Source organism: Pseudomonas sp. S3_A09 (assembly GCF_054668065.1).
This window is the reverse complement of the sequence record NZ_CP162752.1, coordinates 762,735-779,329: the sequence shown is the minus strand read 5'-3', so window position 1 is coordinate 779,329 and position 16,595 is coordinate 762,735. Positions and strand designations below refer to the sequence as shown.

Below are 16,595 nucleotides of genomic sequence, written 5' to 3'. Positions count from 1 at the left end.
GCGGTAGTGCCCGCCCCGCCTAACGGAGTGTTTATGGCAGTCAAGGTCCTGGTGGTGGACGATTCGGGTTTCTTCCGTCGCCGCGTCTCGGAAATTCTTTCCGCCGATCCAAGCATCCAGGTGGTCGGTACGGCCACCAACGGCAAAGAGGCGATTGATCAAGCCATTGCGTTGAAACCGGACGTGATCACCATGGACTACGAGATGCCAATGATGGATGGCATCACGGCAGTCCGGCACATCATGCAACGTTGCCCGACCCCGGTGTTGATGTTCTCCTCGCTGACTCACGAAGGCGCCCGGGTCACCCTGGATGCGCTGGACGCCGGCGCGGTGGATTTTCTGCCGAAGAATTTCGAAGACATCTCGCGCAACCCCGAGAAGGTCAAGCAGATGCTGTGCGAGAAGGTGCACAGCATCTCGCGCAGTAACCGTCGTAGCCTGTTCAGTGCGCCTGCGCCAGCACCCGTTGCTGCGCCTGCTGCTCCCACCAGTTCTTCGTATAGTCGCCCGGCGCCTGCGCCGGTTGCACGGCCTGCGGCGCCGCCGGTACGTACGGCTGCACCTGCGGCGGCGTATTCGCCTGCACCCAAGCGCAAAGCCTATAAGTTGGTCGCCATCGGTACGTCCACGGGCGGCCCGGTTGCCCTGCAACGCGTATTGACCCAGTTGCCGGCCAACTTCCCGGCGCCGATCGTGCTGATCCAGCACATGCCCGCTGCGTTCACCAAGGCCTTTGCCGAGCGCCTGGACAAACTGTGCCGCATCAGCGTCAAGGAAGCCGAGGATGGCGACATCCTGCGTCCGGGTCTGGCGCTGCTGGCGCCGGGTGGCAAGCAGATGATGGTGGACGGCCGTGGCGCGATCAAAATCCTGCCGGGTGACGAGCGCCTGAACTACAAGCCATGCGTGGATATCACCTTCGGATCGGCGGCCAAGTCCTACGGCGACAAAGTTCTGGCGGTGGTGCTCACCGGCATGGGCGCCGACGGCCGTGAAGGCGCGCGCCTGCTCAAGCAAGGCGGCAGCGCCATCTGGGCCCAGGACGAAGCCAGCTGCGTGATCTACGGCATGCCCATGGCCATCGTCAAGGCCGACCTGGCTGACGCTGTCTACAGCCTGGACGACATCGGCAAGCATCTGGTGGAGGCCTGCCTCTGATGGATGTCCTGAGCCTGATCGGCATCATCATGGCGTTTGTCGCGATCATTGGCGGCAACTACCTTGAAGGCGGCCACCTCGGTGCCTTGGCCAACGGCCCGGCGGCGCTGATCGTGATCGGTGGCACCGTGGGTGCTGCGTTGTTGCAATCGCCCCTGAGCTCGTTCAAGCGTGCCATGCAGATTCTGGTGTGGATCATCTTCCCGCCACGTGTCGACCTGCCGGGCGGCATCGACCGTGTAGTCAACTGGAGTCTCACCGCGCGCAAGGAAGGCCTGCTGGGGCTGGAAGGCGTGGCCGATGCCGAGCCGGACAGCTACGCGCGCAAAGGCCTGCAATTGCTGGTGGACGGGGCCGAGCCGGAAGCGATCCGCAGCATCCTGGAAGTGGATTTTTATACCCAGGAAAGCCGCGACATCAACGCCGCCAAAGTCTTTGAAAGCATGGGCGGTTATGCGCCGACCATCGGCATCATCGGTGCGGTGATGGGCCTGATCCACGTGATGGGCAACCTGGCCGACCCTTCGCAACTGGGCAGCGGTATTGCCGTGGCGTTTGTCGCCACCATCTACGGCGTGGCCAGTGCCAACCTGGTGTTGTTGCCGGTGGCGAGCAAACTCAAGTCGATCGCCATGCGCCAGTCGCGTTACCGCGAAATGTTGTTGGAAGGTATTTTGTCGATTGCCGAGGGCGAGAACCCGCGCTCCATCGAATTGAAGCTCCAGGGCTTCATGGATTGATGGGAGGTATGCATTGTGAGCCGTCGCCGTCGCGAGCCTGAAGAACACGTCAACCATGAGCGGTGGCTGGTGTCCTACGCGGACTTCATTACCCTGCTGTTCGCCTTTTTCGTGGTGATGTACTCCATCTCGTCGATCAACGAAGGCAAGTACAAGGTCATTTCCCAGGCCTTGATCGGCGTGTTCAACGACGCCGACCGCTCGCTCAAGGCCATTCCCATCGGCGAGGAGCGACCCAAGACCGTGACCCCGGCCAAGCCGCTGGTCAACGACAGCGATGAAACCGCTGCCGGGGTGGGTGGCACCAGTGATCCGCTGAAAAGCATCGCCGATGACATCAGCGCAGCGTTTGGCGACCTGATCAGTTCCAACCAGATGACCGTGCGCGGCAACGAGTTGTGGGTGGAGATCGAGCTCAATTCCAGCCTGCTGTTTGCCAGCGCCGACGCGTTGCCGAGCGATCAAGCGTTTACCATCATCGACAAGGTGGCGGCGATCCTCAAGCCGTTTGAAAACCCGATCCATGTCGAAGGCTTCACCGACAATTTCCCGATCAGCACCGCGCAGTACCCGACCAACTGGGAGCTGTCCTCGGCGCGCGCTTCAAGCATCGTGCGCATGTTGGCGATGCAGGGCATAAACCCTGGACGCCTGGCGTCGGTGGGCTATGGCGAGTTCCAGCCGGTGGCCAATAACGCGACGGCAGAGGGCCGCGCGAAGAACCGTCGGGTGGTGCTGGTGGTGTCGCGCAACCTGGATGTGCGTCGCAGCCTGACTGGCACCGGCACCGCCAATGCAACACCGGATGCGGCCTTGAAGCGGGCTGGCACACAAACTGCACCGCCCCCTGTAAAACCGCCGGTTCGTCAGAGCGCCGTCAATTCTCCGTCGCCGGCTCAATAACCCTATGCAATGTCTCGGTCGCGCCTGTGCCTGCCGGGAGGAACCAACCGAATGAGAGTCTGGGCAGTTGCCAATCAAAAAGGTGGAGTCGGCAAGACCACCACTTCTATCGCCTTAGCCGGCTTGCTGGCCGAGGCGGGCAAGCGCGTGGTCGTGGTGGACCTGGACCCCCATGGCTCCATGACCAGCTATTTCGGCTATGACCCGGACGCGCTGGAACACAGCAACTACGACCTGTTCCTGCACAAAGGCAGCGTACCGGCCGATTTGCCTGGGCAACTGCTGCTGCCCACCAGTAACGAAAGCATTTCCCTGCTGCCGTCCAGCACCGCCCTCGCCACCCTTGAGCGCCAGTCGCCGGGGCAGAGCGGGTTGGGTCTGGTGATCGCCAAGACCCTGGCGCAACTGTGGCAGGACTTCGACTACGCGATCATCGACAGCCCGCCGCTGCTTGGGGTGTTGATGGTCAATGCCTTGGCGGCGAGCCAGCAGTTGGTGATCCCGGTGCAAACCGAGCACTTGGCCGTCAAAGGCCTGGAGCGCATGGTCAGCACCCTGGCGATGATCAACCGTTCGCGCAAACAGGCGCTGCCGTTCAGCATCGTGCCGACCTTGTTCGACCGTCGTACCCAGGCCTCCCTCGGCACCCTGCGCGTGTTACGCGATGCCTACCCGGACACCATCTGGAACGGCTACATCCCGGTGGACACGCGCCTGCGTGACGCCAGCCGTGCGGGCCTCGCGCCGTCGCAGTTCGACTCGAAAAGCCGCGGCGTACTGGCCTACCGTGCGTTGCTCAAGCACCTGCTGTCGCAGCAACTTGTGGCGCAGGTGGCGTGATGAACCGTCCCGTAGAACTCAAGACCCGGCCGCAACTGGCACTGGAATCCTACCTGGATGCCTTGTTGCAGGATGCGACCGCGCAAGAATTTCCGGAACCGATCCTGGTACTGGAACCGGCTGTTGAACCAGAAGCCGTACTGGATGAATTCCAGTTGGCGGTGCTGGAAGAACAAGCCCGGGATGCGCGAAGCGTGGTGCCGATGACACCGCAGGTGGCGCCGGTGGTGGTTGCCCCTGCCGTGGTCGAGCCAGTGGTGGAAGTGCACCTGCCGCCGAGCATCACGCCGCCGCCGGTGGCCGGTGATGACCGCCCGAGCTGGGCTGCCGAACCGTTCGAATGCCTGCTGTTCGACGTCGCCGGCTTGACCCTGGCAGTTCCGCTGGTGTGCCTAGGCTCGATCTACTCCCTGGAGGGTCAGGAGCTGACGCCGTTGTTCGGGCAACCGGAGTGGTTTCTTGGCATCCTGCCCAGCCAGGCCGGCAACCTGAAAGTCCTGGACACCGCGCGCTGGGTGATGCCCGACCGCTACCGCGACGACTTCCGCCAAGGCTTGCAATACGTGATCTCGGTGCAGGGCTACGAGTGGGGGTTGGCGGTGCATCAAGTCAGCCGCTCGTTGCGCCTGGACCCGAACGAAATCAAATGGCGCAGCCACCGAGGCCAACGGCCTTGGCTGGCGGGCACCGTGATCGAACATATGTGCGCGTTGCTCGACGTCGCCGAACTGGCCGAGTTGATCGCCAGCGGTGCCGTTAAGGCGATGCCAGTGAACAAACGCAGTTGATTGGACAATAAGGGCCGCACGCGCGTGCGGCCAATAGAAGTACACACGCCGCCTACATCGGCATTTGAAGGGGTCAGAGATATGAACAAGTCAGCGTCCGCACAAGGTTTGGATGATCCGATCCTGCAATGGGTTACCTTCAAACTGGACAACGAAACCTACGGTATTAACGTGATGCGCGTGCAGGAAGTGCTGCGCTACACCGAGATCGCTCCGGTTCCCGGTGCGCCAAGCTATGTGCTGGGCATCATCAACCTGCGCGGCAACGTGGTGACGGTGATCGACACCCGCCAGCGTTTTGGCCTGGGCACGGTCGAAGTCAGCGACAACACGCGTATCGTCATCATCGAAGCCGACAAGCAAGTGGTCGGGATCATGGTCGACAGCGTCGCGGAAGTGGTCTACCTGCGCCAATCGGAAGTGGAAACCGCGCCGAACGTGGGCAACGAGGAATCGGCCAAGTTCATCCAGGGCGTGTGCAACAAGAACAACGAACTGTTGATTCTGGTTGAGCTGGACAAGATGATGAGCGAAGAAGAATGGTCGGAACTGGAGAGCATCTGATTGTTCCTTGAAGCTGCGGTGATCGTCCTGGCCCTGTTGTGGGCCGGGACCTTGGCGTTTCTGTTGCGCTATGTGCGTCAGCAGCGCGAATGGTTGTTGCAGCAGGCTGAGCGTGATGCTGTGCGTGACCGGCGCGTGCTTGAGTTGGTGAAGCGGGTCGATCATTACCAGCAGAGTGCGGTGAGGGTGGGGGATGAGGTGCATGAACTGCGCGCGATTCTTGCGCCGTTGCCGGACAAGCTGGCGCAGATCGAGCAGCGGGATCCTTCGAGTCTTTCGTTTGCCCAGGCTGCCAAGCTGGTGGGGATGGGGGCTACGGTGGATGAGCTGACGCAGTCGTGTGGGTTGACTCAGGCTGAGGCGCAATTGATGAGCAAGTTGCATAAGAGCTGATTGAGTACATATCCATTATTTGGGTAACGGCTGCTATTGGTTCCGCCCCAACACTCGGCACCTCGCCTCGGCTCGGTGTGGTGCCCTCACTCCAAAGCCTGCGTTCGGCCAGCGTGTTTGACGGGGCGCCTTAGATCACAAGCAGAAGCGCGGCGGCCTAGTAGCCGACCGGTTTCTGGAAGCCGGTCTCAGTTTCAAATGTGGGAGCGGGCTTGCTCGCGAAGGCGGCGTGTCGGCGATTACATCGCTAACTGATCCACCGCTTTCGCGAGCAAGCCCGCTCCCACAATTTAGATCTCCTATATCAGGTAGATATCAATCTGCTCTGGCTTTGTTTTTGATCTTTGGCGCCCCCCAAATCACTGTCGGATTACGGGCACACCGAGTATTGAGGCTCTTTTCCAAAAGTGACCCGCCGTAAGGGCGGAACCCTAAGCAGCCGTTACCCAAAAAACGGATATGTACTCAATCATCCAATTATTTTCCCATTCGATGGCTTTTTTTCCTCGCCAAAGGTCCACATCTTCCGAGCACCTTTGAATCCAGGAGTAACCCACCCATGACCACCCCCAAAGCCCTGTTGATCCTCCACGGCAAGCAAGCCCTCAACGAGGACGTACGCTCCGCCGTGCAGGCCCGGCGCGAGCAGGGTGGGGAGCTGGCCGTGCGGGTCACCTGGGAAGGTGGCGATGCCCAACGTCTGGTCAGCGAAGCCCTGGCCGACGGCTACACCCACATCATTGCCGGCGGCGGCGACGGTACCTTGCGTGATGTGGCCGAAGCCATGGCCCAGGCCAAGACTGACGCCAGCCTGGTGTTGATGCCCCTGGGCACCGCCAACGACTTCGCCAAGGCTGCCGGTGTGCCGCTGGAACCCGCCCAGGCCCTGGCACTGCTGGATGTGCCGCCAAGGGCCATTGACCTTGGCCAGGTCGGCGGGCAAATCTTCCTCAACATGGCCACCGGCGGTTTCGGCAGCCAAGTCACGGCCAATACCTCTGAAGACTTGAAGAAGGTCCTGGGCGGCGCCGCCTACCTGTTCACGGGTTTGACGCGGTTCAGCGAGCTAAAGGCTGCCTACGCCGAGCTGGACGGCCCCGACTTCCATTGGAAAGGCGAGTTGCTCGCCCTGGGCATCGGCAACGGTCGCCAGGCGGGCGGTGGGCATGAGCTATGTCCAGGCGCCATGGCCGATGATGGCTTGCTGGATGTCAGCATCCTGCCCGCGCCTCAGGAAGTGGTCGGTACTCTGCGAGAACTGATGAGCAATGGCTGGGGCCTGGACACCATGTTTGTGCGGGCGCGCCTGCCATGGGTGAATATCAAGGTCGCGCAGGGCCTGTACATCAACCTGGATGGCGAGCCGCTGGAGGGCGATGACCTGCACTTCGAGGCCTTGCCCAAGGCCTTGCGTGTGCACCTGCCGGTGGATTCGCCGTTAGTCGTCCAGGCTGATGATCTGCTCGCGCACCGCAAATAACACCAGGCCCGCCACGTCGAAAATCTGCAGGCGCTTCATGATCTGCGAGCGGTGCGCTTCCACGGTCTTGATGCTCAGGCCCAGGCCGTGGGCGATTTCCCGGGTAGACTTGCCGCGTACGATCAGGCGCAGAATTTCCAGCTGCCGCGCCGTGAGGTTGTGGCTATGACCCGCGGGCGGGGTTGGACCCTGGCTGCGCACCAGCGCCTGGTTGATCACCGTGTGGGCAATCGCCGGGCTCAGATAGCGCTCGTTGTTGCGCAGGGCCAGGAGCGCGTGTTCCAGCTCGTTGGCGGTGGTGTCCTTGAGCAGGTAGCCGTGGGCGCCGGATTCCAGCGCGCACATGATCAGTTCCGGGTCGGTGTGCATCGACAGGATCAGCACGCGGCTCTTGGGGTAGGCGCGCTTGAGTTGCTGCAGGGCATCCAGGCCGCCGGTGTGTTTCATCGACAGGTCCAGCAGCACGATATCGGGCAACAGGGCGCTGAACCGCTCCAGTAATTGCGCGCCATCGCTGGCTTCGCCGACCACCGTGTAACCAGGAATGTCCTGGACCAGCGCGCGTACGCCGGCCCGGATCAGTGCATGGTCATCCACCAGGAGTAATGTGCAGGTCACTCGAGAACCTTAGGGGAACTGGCCCGTTCGAGGGCGCGGGGCGCCCAGGGGAAAAGCGCGTCGATCCGTGTCCCTTTGCCTGGCTGGCTGCTGACGGATAATGAACCGCCAAGCTGATCAATCCGCTCTGACATACCGGCCATACCTCGCTGGCCTTCCAGGCCCGGGTTGATGGCTGGCGAAAAGCCCTGGCCGTCATCGCTGATAAACAGTGACAGGCCCTCAGGCAGGCGTTGCAGGCGTACCAGCAGATTGCGCGCCTGGGCGTGGCGCAGCATGTTGGTCACCGCTTCCTGGGTAATGCGAAAGGCCGCCACGGCCATTTCTTCCGGAATGCCGGTCAGCCGTTGCTGGCATTCCAGGCTCCAGCACACCTGCGTGTTTTCAAGGGTCTTGAGCAGGTGCGCCCGCAGGCTGGCTTCCAGGCCCAGGCTGGCCAACTGGCGCGGGTTGAGGATGGCGGAGACGTCACGCACCTTGGCCAGGGTTTCATTGAGGGTGTTGCACAGCACCGTGCACTGGCTTTGTAGGTCTTCGGGCAGGCGGCGCTTGAGCCATTCGCTTTGCAGCTTGGCGGCGGTGAGCAGTTGGCCGATGTCGTCATGCAGTTCGCGACTGAGGCGGTGGCGTTCGTTTTCCTGCACTTGCAACAGGCGATCGGCCAGTTCCTGGGGCTGGAACTTGATGGCTTTGCGCGAGTGCCACTGTTGCAGGCCGACCACCACCAGTGTGGTCAGGTTGAGCATCACCAGCAGCGGCAAGGCCGCGGAAAAATGGTAGGCCCACAGGCTCAGCAGCAGCGAGCCAAGGCACAGCGCGAGGATCAAACGGCGTGCATTGCTGCGGGACGCGGACCTTGCGATGAGTGTCTTGAGGGAGGCGTACATAGCGGATGGAGCCAATGAAGGTTCGCTGCGGAAAGTCCGGTCACGGCGGCTGACAGGGCTCTGTTTGGACCGTGTAATCGAATCGTTTTTATGCATGATGAAGTTGAGTCACTTCGAGTGGGGCATAGTACCACCACTATTACCGTTGGTCGCCTGGTGCCGTGCCAGGCAAGGGGTATTAACTGCGCAAATGCTCCGGGCGGTATTCCCAGAGTTCATGGAGTAGGGGCGTTATATTATTTCTGTTTGTTTGTATCGTTATTACCGTTAATGGCTAATTGATATCTTTTTCTGCGCAACGAAATGCCCTTGAAATAATGGGGATGTCGTTTTCAGATAACTTCCGGTTAAACACGACCTGATATTCGCTCAAGACGCGTGGTGCATCCGCTGCTGCGGTTTATAGCTGAAGTCTTTTTGCGGAATCTGTAGCGTGACAGTAGCAATCAGGGTTGCTTGCTCACTCTCATCCATACCCAGTTCGCCGGTGCGGGCATCGATCAGTTCAAGCTGCCATGCCAGTAGCGTCAGGCACGCGTGCAAGGCATCCAGCGCCTGATCATGCAGTTGCATCGGGCTGGCAGCATTGGCAATCAGGTAGTGGATATGCCGGGAAAATTCGCTGATCGCCTGCAGGGCCAGGTTGTCAGCCTTCTCGGCCAGTTTCGTCAGGCTGGCCTTCATGCACTCGATGGCATCGCTGTCGTCGCGGATCAGGTGCAGATGGCTCAAGCACTCTTGCGACTTGGCCAGCAGGGTTTCTGCTTCAAGCAAAAATTCAGGAAGAGTTGTCTGCCATTCATTTGCGCTGTTCATCATACAAGTCTCCGCAACATAAGGTCGGGTGATGAGATGTCGCACCGGGTGAATGGCTTAAAAGTAGCGCTGAAATATGACTGGGATCTGTAGGTTGCTTCTGAATTGTCAGTAGGAAGATTATTAGAGTGACGGCGAGGGATGTGCGCGGCCGTCTTGAACGGGGTCAATTGCACACCTTCAATTGCCGACATTTGAATGTCTAGAAGGCCTGTGGGCCGAGGGCTTGGGATGGCAAACAAAAGCCTGACTCCATTCATGCATTGAGAATGGCGTCACATTAATGGCTATTAGATATTGCGAATATCAGGTTGGGCCTGATTGTGCGTAGGGGAATCCCTTACATGGCGGAACCTTGCACCGAATTGAATGTCGTGCAACGTCGCCGTGCCGCTCTCTGGAGAGGCCAGCGCAGTAAACCATGATGTCAGTGTGACATCAATGGATTTACGTGGCATTTTACAAGGGTCAAGGTCTGGCGCTTGCCGCCGATAACAAGCTGTAAGTGAGCTGCACAACCTTTAGCGCATCAGGAGCATTTAATGGCCGGCATTCTCGACACGGTAGATCAACGCACGCAACTGGTGGGTGAGAATCGCCTGGAAATCCTCATGTTCCGCCTGTTCGGGCGTCAGTTGTTCGCGATCAACGTGTTCAAGGTGCAGGAAGTCCTGCAACTGCCCAAGTTGACCTTGATGCCGCAGCGCCACCCGTTCGTCTGTGGCGTGGTCAACCTGCGGGGCCAGACCCTGCCGGTGATTGACCTGTCCCAGGCCATTGGGATGCGCCCGCTGGTGCCGGGCCCCAACAGCACCATTATCGTCACCGAGTACAACCGCTCGGTGCAGGCGTTCCTGGTGGGCGGCGTGGACCGCATCGTCAACATGAACTGGGAAGCCATCCTGCCGCCACCGACCAGTGCCGGTCGCCAGCATTACCTCACGGCCATCAGCAAGGTCGACGACCAGTTGGTGGAAATCATCGACGTGGAAAAAGTCCTGGCCGAGATCGTGCCGTACAACGCCAAGGTCTCCCGTGAAAAACTCGAAGATCCGGTGCTGGAGCGTGCCCGTGGCCGCGAAGTGCTGCTGGTGGACGACTCCAACGTGGCCCTCTCGCAACTGCGCGACACACTCGGCCAGTTGGGGGTGAAGATGCACATCGCCAGCGACGGTCTCAAGGCGCTGAACATGCTCAAGGCCTGGGCCGACAGCGGCCAGGTGATGACCGACAAGCTGCTGATGATCTTCACCGACGCCGAAATGCCCGAGATGGACGGCTACCGCCTCACCACGGAGATCCGCAACGACCCGCGTCTGCGTGGCTTGTATGTGGTGCTGCACACCTCGCTGTCGGGCAGTTTCAACGATTCGATGGTGAAGAAGGTCGGCTGCGACAACTTCCTGTCCAAATTCCAGCCCGACAAGCTGGTGGATGTGGTGCGTCAGCGTCTGATGCTGGACGAAGTGCCCGCTTGACCTTAGGGTGATGGCTTTGTCCCTCAGGAATGCAGGCTCATGCTTCGTCTCAGCGCGTTGTACCGTTACCCCTTGAAGTCCGGCAAGGCCGAAATACTGCAGCACGTCGGCCTGGATAAACTCGGGGTGGACGGGGACCGACGCTGGATGCTGGTGGATGAAGCCAGTGGACGTTTCCTCACGCAGCGTGCCGTGGCAAAGATGAGCCAACTGTCGGCGTTGTGGAACCGCAGCGGCGGCCTCACCTTGAGTTCGCCGGGTTACACGCCGCTGGACGTGGCGCTGCCCGGCAGCGACGCCGAGTTGCGGGGTGTGACGATCTGGCGCGACACCTTGCGCGTGCCGGACGCGGGCGACGCGGCGGCCGCGTGGGTCAGCGATTTCATCGGCAAACCGACGCGCCTGGTGCAAATCCCCCTCGAACGCGCCCGCACCACTCAGGCCGGTTACGGCAAGGACGACGACCAGGTCGCGTTTGCCGACGGTTACCCGCTGCTGGTGATCGGTCAGGCGTCACTGGACGACCTTTCACAGCGCATCGGCCGCCCCATGGACATGTTGCGCTTTCGGCCCAACCTGGTCATTGAGGGCAGCGCAGCCTTCGCCGAAGATGGCTGGAAACGCTTGCGCATCGGCGACGTGGAGTTTCGTGCGGTCAAGCCGTGCTCGCGCTGCATCCTCACCACCATCGACCCGCAGACTGGCGAGCGCAGCGCTGACCGCGAACCTTTCGCCACGCTTGAGGCATATCGCAAGACCGAAGCCGGCGCGATTTTCGGCCAGAACCTGGTCAACGACGGTATCGGGCGCCTGGAAGTCGGGATGCCGGTGACGATCCTGGAGTAACTTTCCTCACGCATAAAAAAAGCCCGTCTCCTGCGAGACGGGCTTTTTTTTACTTCCGGGAAACCCTTAGCCGCGGTATTCGCACAGGTAAGCGGTGTCCACGGCGACCTTCATCTGGAACTTGCTGTTGGCGGGCACGTTGAACTGGCTGCCGGCGGCGAAGGTTTCCCACTCGCTGGCATCAGGCAGTTTGACGGTCAGGGCGCCAGACACCACGTGCATGATCTCACGCTGGGCGGTGCCGAACTCGTATTCGCCGGGGGCCATTACGCCGATGGTCGCCGGACCTTCTGCGGTGCCGAAAGCGATCGACTTGACGGTGCCGTCGAAGTACTCGTTGACTTTGAACATGGGCGATTCCTCGGAAAAGGGGTTGATGCTTTTATTGTAGGAGCGAGCTTGCTCGCGAAGAACGCCCAGGCACCGCGTTTAATCAGATCACCCGCTTTAGCGTTGACGTTCTTCGCGAGCAAGCTCGCTCCTACAGGTAAGCATCACCAAAAAGGGCGTCCAGTATGCCCAAGGCCAGTGGAGCTGCCTAGACCGGCAAAATCAACGGCAGCAGGCGCGCGGTGTTGCGTGCATCCTCCAGCGCCCGATGCTGTTGGCCATGGAACTGCAACCCCGCCAATTGCAGGGCGCCGTTGAGCCCCAGGGGCTTGTCCAGGCGCCTGGCCTTGGCGAAGCGCTGCTTGAGGTTCAGGTGGGGCGTGGTCGCGAGTGCGCTGGACAGGCCGTGGCGCTGCCATTCGAGCTCCAGTTGCTTACGATCGTAATCACCCCAGCTGGCCCAGCCTTCCAGGCGCGGCTGATGCTGGCCCAGCCAGCGCTCGAATAGCGGCCACACCTCGGTCATCGGCGCCGCGCCATCAATGTTTGCCTGGGTGATGTGGGTCAGTTGGCGACAAAAGGGCGTTAGCAATGGCCGGCGCAGCGGCCGCACAAAGCGCTGGAAGTGATCCAGTTCGCGGCCCTGGCGGTTGACCAGGCTCGCGCCGATCTCGATGACTTCCATCTCCGTCACGGGCCAGCCGCCTTCATCCGTTGTGGCTTCAAGGTCAATAATCAGCCAATGAGGCATCGTGCAGGTTCCCGTACTCTTCCCTTTCTGATGGGGATAGAGCGTAGCCCGGCCCTGTAGTTCCGCCTAGGGGCTAGACGATCTCCAGTAAAACTTGACGATTGCGCACCTGATCACCGGCGATTACTTGCACGCCCTTGATCACACCGTCGATACCGGCCGTCAACGGATGCTCCATTTTCATGGCTTCGAGCACCAGCAACAGTTGGCCTTTGGTCACGCTGTCGCCGGCGCTGACCCGCACATCGACAATTGCACCGTCCATCGGCGCCTTGACCGTGCCGCTGCTGACGTTGGCCTGGCGGCTGGCGACTTGCTGGGTGCGGTCAGTCACCGTGAGGCCAGGTAGCCACAGTTGGTTGCCGACGAGGTGATAGGCGGTGCGGCGGCGGATGCCATTGAACACGTGGTTGGCGTGGCGGCCGTCGGTGGTGAGAGGCAGGGGGCAGCGTTGACGGTGTGGGTGTCGCCGTTGACCTCCAGGCGATAGGTGCAGGGTGCGCTGGTGTTGTTGCGCCATCCCGCCAGGCCTTGGGGATGCTGGTTGGCGCTGTGCTGGTAAAACAGTGCGGCGGCCAGGGCAAGGTGTTCTGCTGACGGCGTCAGGGGCCGGATTTCGCTGAAGTGCTCAGCAATAAACCCGGTACTGAAATCGCCGCCGACAAAGTCCGGATGCTTGAGCAGATCAACCAGCAACGGCTGATTGGTGGTGACCCCGAGCAGCACCGTATCTTCCACCGCCCGTAGCAATTTGCGTCGCGCCTCTTCGCGGGTCGCGCCATAGGCAATGATTTTGCCCAGCATCGGGTCGTAGAACGGGCTGATGCGTTGGCCTTCCGTCACTCCATGGTCGATACGCACGCCAGCGGCCGGATCCCAGCGCAACACCTCACCGGTTTGCGGCAGGAAACCCTGGGCCGGGTCTTCGGCGTACAGGCGCACTTCCATGGCGTGGCCGTTGAGGGAGACGTCCGGCTGTGTCAGCGGCAACGGTTGGCCGGCGGCGATTTGCAACTGCCAGTCCACCAGGTCGAGGCCGGTGATCAGTTCGGTCACCGGGTGTTCCACTTGCAGACGCGTGTTCATTTCCAGGAAGTAGAACCGGCCGTTGCGGTCGAGCAGGAATTCCACGGTGCCGGCGCCGACGTAGTTCACCGCACGCCCGGCGTTCAAAGCGGCTTCGCCCATGGCCTGGCGCAGTTCGGGCGTCATGACCGGGCAGGGGGCTTCCTCGATGATTTTCTGATGGCGGCGTTGGATCGAGCAGTCGCGCTCGCCGAGGTAAATGAGGTGGCCGTGGCTGTCGCCGAACAGCTGGATTTCGACGTGGCGCGGGTCGATCAGGGCTTGTTCGAGGATCAGTTCGCCGCTGCCGAAGGCGTTTTTGGCCTCTGAGCGGGCGGTGTGCAGGTTGTCCAGCAGCTCTTCCGGGTGCTGGACGAGGCGCATGCCGCGACCGCCACCGCCGGCGCTGGCTTTGATCATCAAGGGGTAGCCGATGGCGTCGGCTTCCCGTTGCAGGGTGCTGTCGTCCTGGGCGCTGCCTTGGTAACCGGCGATGCACGGCACGCCCGCGTCGAGCATGGCGAGTTTGGACAGGCGTTTGCTGCCCATCAGTTCGATGGCTTCGGGGCTGGGGCCGATGAAGGTCAGGCCGGCTTGTTGGCAGGCGCGGGCGAAGTCGGGGTTTTCGGAGAGGAAGCCGTAGCCGGGGTGGATGGCATCGGCGCTGGTGACTCTGGCAGCGTTGAGGATGGCGTCGATATTGAGGTATGACTGTTGGACCGGGGCGGGGCCGATGTGCACGGCTTCGTCGGCCATCTGTACGTGCAGGGCCTGGGCGTCGGCATCGCTGTAGACCGCCACCGTGCGATAGCCAAGGGCCTGGGCGGTGCGCTGGATGCGGCAGGCGATTTCACCGCGGTTGGCGATCAGGATTTTGCTGAATGCGGGCATGGGTGTATCCCTTGGCTGATGGGGTGTTTGAGCGGGCCTCATCGCAGGCAAGCCAGCCCCCACAGTTGTAGGTGTTCGCACCTCTGCACTGTGGGAGCTGGCTTGCTCGCGATGGCGTCACTTACACCACCGAGGCTTTCTTTTCTGCACAAACGCCTGCGTCCCCTCAATCCCTTCTTCGCTCCTTACCGCCTCGGCAAACCACTGCGCCCCTCGGTCCAGCACAGCCTCAAGCGGCTCATCCACACTCGCCAGCAACAGGGATTTGGTCCGTCCATTCGCGCCTGGTGCGCAGCGCAGCACGTGTCCCAGTACCTCATCCAAACGCTCTGCCAGCGCCTGCGGGTCGCGCTCGGTAAAATGCACCACCCCCAATCGTTCAGCTTCCACGCCATCAAACCGAGCTGCCGTCAGCGCCAACCGTCGTGCCTGGGTCAGGCCAATCCGCTTGACCACAAACGGCGCAATCTGCGCTGGCAATAATCCCAGGCTGGTCTCCGGCAATCCGAATTGCGCCTGGTGATCGGCTATCGCGATATCACTCACACACGCCAACCCAAACCCCCCGCCCAGCACCGCGCCCTGTAGCACCACGATCACGACTTGCGGCACGCTTTCCACTTCCTGCAGCAAGGTGCCAAACGCCCGGTTCAGTGCCTGTAGTTGGCTACCCGCGGTGACGAGATCCTTCACGTCCGCCCCGGCGCAAAAATGCCCGCCTGAACCGCTGATCACCACCGCCCGCGTCTGGCTGTCCAGCTTCGCCATCACGCTGCGCAGTTCATTGACCATTTCCAGGCTCATCGCATTGCGGTTTTCAGGGCGGTTGAGGGTGATGTGCAACACGCCGTTGTGCGGTTCCAGCAGCAAGGTCTTCATGATTTTTTCCCCGGCAAGGTGCCCATCAGTTTGCAGATGATGCCCAGCATGATTTCGTCGGCGCCGCCGCCGATCGACACCAGGCGCACATCGCGATAAGCGCGGGCCACGGGGTTGTCCCACATAAAGCCCATGCCGCCCCAGTATTGCAGGCAACTGTCGCTGACTTCGCGGCCCAGGCGCCCGGCCTTGAGCTTGGCCATGGAGGCCAGGCGGGTGACGTCCTGGCCTTTGATGTATTGCTCGGTGGCCTGATAGACCAGCGCGCGCAGGCATTCGATTTCGGTGGAGAGCTCAGCCAAGCGAAAGTGAATGACCTGGTTATCGATCAGCGCCTTGCCGAAGGTCTGGCGTTCTTTGCAGTAGTCGATGGTGCTGTCGATGCAGTGCTCCAGGCCCTTGATCATATTGGCCGCGCCAAACAGGCGTTCTTCCTGGAACTGCAGCATCTGCATCATGAACCCCGCGCCTTCATGGCCGATGCGGTTGCGCTGCGGCACGCGCACGTCGTCGAAGAACACCTGGGCGGTCTCGGAGCTGTGCATGCCAAGCTTTTCCAGGGGCGGGCTGACGCTGATGCCGGGGGTGTTCATCGGCACCATGATCAGCGACTTGTTGATGTGCGGTTTGTCGTCGGAAGTGTTGGCCAGCAGGCAGATGAAGTCGGCGCTGGGTGAGTTGGTGATCCACATTTTGCTGCCGTTGATCACGTAGTCGTCGCCGTCCTTGCGCGCATGGGTCTTGAGCCCGGCCACGTCGGAGCCGGCGCCGGTTTCCGAGACGCCGATGCAGCCGACCTGCTCGCCGCTGATGGCCGGACGCAGGAATTCGTCGCGCAGTTCATCGCTGCCGAAGCGGGCGAGGGCGGGGGTGCACATGTCGGTCTGTACGCCAATGGACATGGGAATGCCGCCGCAGCGAATGGTGCCGAATTCTTCGGCGGCGACGATGGAATAGCTGTAGTCCAGGCCCATGCCACCGAATTTCTCCGGCTTGGAAATGCCGAGCAGACCGAGGTCGCCAGCCTTGCGGAAGATCTCATGGATGGGAAAGCGTCCGGCTTTTTCCCATGCGTCCACATGGGGGTTGATCTCGCGGTCGACGAAGGCGCGGACGGTGCGGCGCAGTGCCTGGTGTTCCTGGGTAAAGATCATTTTTATTGTTC

Annotated in this window: 17 protein-coding genes and 2 pseudogenes; 10 read left to right on the top strand and 9 right to left on the bottom strand. The window is 61.2% G+C overall.

The annotated features are described in order from the left end of the window. Positions 1-33 precede the first annotated feature (33 nt). The 8 genes from AB4N92_RS03710 (at position 34) to yegS (ending at position 6,869) form a co-directional block, all read left to right on the top strand. Positions 34-1,161: a protein-glutamate methylesterase/protein-glutamine glutaminase gene (locus tag AB4N92_RS03710; protein WP_010208774.1), complete on the top strand. Its 1,128-nt coding sequence runs from the start codon at positions 34-36 to the stop codon at positions 1,159-1,161. Then, positions 1,161-1,901, top strand: coding sequence for a flagellar motor protein (locus AB4N92_RS03705; RefSeq protein WP_010208778.1), 741 nt, complete (start codon positions 1,161-1,163; stop codon positions 1,899-1,901). Before AB4N92_RS03710 ends, AB4N92_RS03705 begins: the two co-directional genes overlap by 1 nt. Positions 1,902-1,916: 15 nt before the next feature. Next, on the top strand, positions 1,917-2,804 hold the full coding sequence (gene motD, locus AB4N92_RS03700) for a flagellar motor protein MotD (protein ID WP_010208779.1): 888 nt from the start codon (positions 1,917-1,919) through the stop codon (positions 2,802-2,804). 51 nt (positions 2,805-2,855) lie between these two features. After that, complete coding sequence (locus AB4N92_RS03695; RefSeq protein WP_010208781.1) at positions 2,856-3,644, top strand: ParA family protein; 789 nt, start codon at positions 2,856-2,858, stop codon at positions 3,642-3,644. Further along, entirely contained in the window at positions 3,644-4,432 is a 789-nt protein-coding gene (locus AB4N92_RS03690) for a CheW domain-containing protein (protein WP_010208784.1), read from the top strand. The genes AB4N92_RS03695 and AB4N92_RS03690 overlap by 1 nt, the downstream gene beginning before the upstream one ends. Positions 4,433-4,513: 81 nt before the next feature. After that, positions 4,514-4,996, top strand: a complete 483-nt coding sequence (locus tag AB4N92_RS03685) for a chemotaxis protein CheW (RefSeq protein WP_010208785.1) — start codon at positions 4,514-4,516, stop codon at positions 4,994-4,996. Next, on the top strand, positions 4,997-5,389 hold the full coding sequence (locus AB4N92_RS03680) for a DUF2802 domain-containing protein (RefSeq protein WP_010208786.1): 393 nt from the start codon (positions 4,997-4,999) through the stop codon (positions 5,387-5,389). 559 nt (positions 5,390-5,948) lie between these two features. Then, a complete protein-coding gene (yegS, locus tag AB4N92_RS03675) occupies positions 5,949-6,869 on the top strand; it encodes a lipid kinase YegS (protein ID WP_010208787.1) in 921 nt (306 codons plus the stop codon). On the opposite strand, the gene AB4N92_RS03670 is transcribed toward yegS, so the two are convergent. From AB4N92_RS03670 to AB4N92_RS03660, 3 genes are all read right to left on the bottom strand, one after another. Beyond that, positions 6,828-7,487 carry a response regulator transcription factor gene (locus AB4N92_RS03670; protein WP_010208790.1) on the bottom strand — a complete coding sequence of 220 codons (660 nt, stop codon included), beginning with the start codon at positions 7,485-7,487 and terminating at the stop codon, positions 6,828-6,830. The two genes, yegS and AB4N92_RS03670, sit on opposite strands and share 42 nt — an antisense overlap. Continuing rightward, a complete protein-coding gene (locus AB4N92_RS03665; protein ID WP_010208791.1) occupies positions 7,484-8,374 on the bottom strand; it encodes a sensor histidine kinase in 891 nt (296 codons plus the stop codon). The genes AB4N92_RS03670 and AB4N92_RS03665 overlap by 4 nt, the downstream gene beginning before the upstream one ends. Before the next feature lie 369 nt (positions 8,375-8,743). Continuing rightward, positions 8,744-9,193, bottom strand: coding sequence for a hypothetical protein (locus tag AB4N92_RS03660; RefSeq protein WP_021490826.1), 450 nt, complete (start codon positions 9,191-9,193; stop codon positions 8,744-8,746). A 539-nt stretch (positions 9,194-9,732) separates the two neighbouring features. On the opposite strand from AB4N92_RS03660, the gene AB4N92_RS03655 reads away from it, so the two are divergent. Further along, positions 9,733-10,668 carry a chemotaxis protein CheV gene (locus AB4N92_RS03655; RefSeq protein WP_010208794.1) on the top strand — a complete coding sequence of 312 codons (936 nt, stop codon included), beginning with the start codon at positions 9,733-9,735 and terminating at the stop codon, positions 10,666-10,668. Between the two features lie 39 nt (positions 10,669-10,707). Then, positions 10,708-11,514, top strand: coding sequence for an MOSC domain-containing protein (locus AB4N92_RS03650; protein WP_010208795.1), 807 nt, complete (start codon positions 10,708-10,710; stop codon positions 11,512-11,514). A gap of 66 nt (positions 11,515-11,580) precedes the next feature. Here AB4N92_RS03650 and ppnP read toward each other — a convergent pair whose 3' ends face one another. The 6 genes and pseudogenes from ppnP to atuD all read right to left on the bottom strand — a co-directional run bounded on the left by ppnP (position 11,581) and on the right by atuD (position 16,584). Next, positions 11,581-11,865 carry a pyrimidine/purine nucleoside phosphorylase gene (gene ppnP, locus AB4N92_RS03645; protein WP_460129272.1) on the bottom strand — a complete coding sequence of 95 codons (285 nt, stop codon included), beginning with the start codon at positions 11,863-11,865 and terminating at the stop codon, positions 11,581-11,583. Between the two features lie 32 nt (positions 11,866-11,897). After that, a pseudogene (locus tag AB4N92_RS03640) lies at positions 11,898-11,987 on the bottom strand (outer membrane lipoprotein carrier protein LolA); the annotation flags it as partial. 65 nt (positions 11,988-12,052) lie between these two features. Next, entirely contained in the window at positions 12,053-12,595 is a 543-nt protein-coding gene (locus tag AB4N92_RS03635; RefSeq protein WP_010208797.1) for a 3'-5' exonuclease, read from the bottom strand. Positions 12,596-12,668: 73 nt separating this feature from the next. Then, positions 12,669-14,551: pseudogene (locus AB4N92_RS03630) on the bottom strand (acetyl/propionyl/methylcrotonyl-CoA carboxylase subunit alpha). A gap of 117 nt (positions 14,552-14,668) precedes the next feature. Further along, positions 14,669-15,430: an enoyl-CoA hydratase/isomerase family protein gene (locus tag AB4N92_RS03625; protein ID WP_010208799.1), complete on the bottom strand. Its 762-nt coding sequence runs from the start codon at positions 15,428-15,430 to the stop codon at positions 14,669-14,671. Next, positions 15,427-16,584 carry a citronellyl-CoA dehydrogenase gene (gene atuD, locus AB4N92_RS03620; RefSeq protein WP_010208800.1) on the bottom strand — a complete coding sequence of 386 codons (1,158 nt, stop codon included), beginning with the start codon at positions 16,582-16,584 and terminating at the stop codon, positions 15,427-15,429. The genes AB4N92_RS03625 and atuD overlap by 4 nt, the downstream gene beginning before the upstream one ends. Positions 16,585-16,595: the final 11 nt, after the last annotated feature.